A 1,157-nucleotide genomic window follows, 5' to 3' on the forward strand; every position below is an offset into this window, starting at 1 on the left:
GCGGCCCACGCGGCTGGGCTCAGCAGTGGCCGGAGCCGGGTGAACAGGGCGAGCAGGTCCGCGCCCGACCGGTCCCGGAAGGCCGGGTCGATGCGGGCGATGTCGAGCTCGTTGGCGGCCGTCAGCTCCGCGAAGTCGCGCAGGGCGGACCGGTCCGGCGTGAAAACGCTGCCGGTGAAGCGGTCGTGGAAGGCGGCGTCCGGGCCTGACAGCCCGGGGTAGGTGGCGCGGCGGTCGCAGCTCGCGTACCGGTGGACGATCCGCTCGGCCTCCGGGCCGATCACGGCGGCCAGGTCGGCGCGGCGGTCGAGCGGCAGGAGGGCGGCCGGGAAGCCGTCCGTCCCGTAGGCGGCGTGGCAGAGCCCGGCGAGCTGGAGCTCGGGGCGGGCGCACCAGTCGGCGAGCTGCCGGCGGACGCGTTCCAGGTGAGCGAGCAGGGTGCCGCCGGGGTGCGGGAGCTCGGCCGCGCCGAGTTCGCGCAGCAGTGAGACGGCATGGTCGATCGTCAACTCGGGATTCCTCTCGGGGGATTGTGGGTCGGCACCCGCCGTGCCCCGCCTTGCGTCCGGAACGCGCGAGGACAGCGGGCGGGTTGCCGCCCTGGGCCCTGCAGCGATGATCGATCCGCGCGGACACCCAAGTCAATCCACAGGTTCCCTGGGAAACCCCCAAGGGAAAGCTTGGATCAGACGCGGCGTACCGTGGCCGCCGTGACCCTCGACGATCTCCGCGTCTTCGCCGCGGTGTGCCGGGCCGGCTCGCTGAGCGCCGTCGCCCGCCAACTGTCCTGCACGCAGTCCGCCGTGAGCCAGCACGTGAAGCGGCTCGAACGGGAGCTTGGCGTCGTCCTGCTCGAACGCCACCCGCGCGGCGTCGTGCCGACGAAGGCCGGGCAACTGCTGCGCGCGGCGGCCGTCGACAGCCTCGGCGGGATCGACCACGCGCTGCGCGGCATCGACGAACTCGCCCGCGGGGAGGGCGGATCGGTGCGGATCACGACGGGCGCCACCAGCATCCGGCACTTCATGTCGGCGGCCGTCGTCGACTTCCGCCGCCGCTTCCCGGGGGTGAGCCTGGAGTTCCAGACGGAGGTCTCCAGCCGCAGCTGCTTCGAGGCGCTCGCCGCGGGCCGCGTCGACCTCGCGTGGATCTCGCTC

2 protein-coding genes are annotated in these 1,157 nt (G+C 73.7%); one reads left to right on the forward strand and one right to left on the reverse strand.

Going from position 1 to position 1,157, the window contains the following annotated elements; genetic code table 11:
- Positions 1–509: DUF6817 domain-containing protein (locus tag AB0O00_RS40600; RefSeq protein WP_363659679.1), on the reverse strand; the 509-nt coding region annotated here is incomplete at its 3' end.
- Positions 510–710: 201 nt separating this feature from the next.
- Between AB0O00_RS40600 and AB0O00_RS40605 the strand changes: the two genes are divergently transcribed.
- Positions 711–1,157, forward strand: a 447-nt coding sequence (locus AB0O00_RS40605) for a LysR family transcriptional regulator (protein ID WP_363659680.1), incomplete at its 3' end; no start/stop codon positions are given.

Source organism: Kitasatospora sp. NPDC093558 (assembly GCF_040683475.1).
In the GTDB taxonomy this organism is placed as follows: domain Bacteria; phylum Actinomycetota; class Actinomycetes; order Streptomycetales; family Streptomycetaceae; genus Kitasatospora.